We start from the raw sequence: 409 nt of genomic DNA on the forward strand, positions 1-409 counted from the left end.
GACTTACCCTTATCGCACTACAATGGTACTCAACACCTATCAGTACAGGGAAACTACAATGATTGACCCGAAAAAAATTGAGCAAATCGCTCGCCAGGTTCACGAATCAATGCCTAAAGGAATCAGGGAGTTCGGGGAAGATGTGGAGAAAAAAATCCGCCAAACCCTACAAGCGCAGCTGACGCGCCTCGACCTTGTAAGCCGTGAAGAGTTCGACGTCCAAACGCAAGTCCTGTTACGGACTCGTGAAAAACTGGCGCTGCTTGAACAAAGAATGAGCGAACTGGAAAATCGCAGTACTGAGATTAAAAAGCAGCCAGATCCAGAGACTCTCCCCCCAACGCTGTAAACATTTGTCTTTAATGCACTGTAAATTATGAATTAATCCTCTAATTTACAGTGCTTTCTA

The 409-nt window shown here is 45.0% G+C and carries 1 protein-coding gene; it reads left to right on the forward strand.

The genetic code is table 11. From position 1 onward, the window contains the following. A partial coding sequence (gene ubiK, locus C1J01_RS48805) for a ubiquinone biosynthesis accessory factor UbiK (RefSeq protein WP_438943202.1) occupies positions 1–349 on the forward strand: 349 nt, incomplete at its 5' end. Positions 350–409: the final 60 nt, after the last annotated feature.

Source organism: Nonomuraea aridisoli, assembly GCF_003236395.1.
Classification (GTDB): Bacteria; Actinomycetota; Actinomycetes; order Streptosporangiales; family Streptosporangiaceae; genus Nonomuraea; species Nonomuraea aridisoli.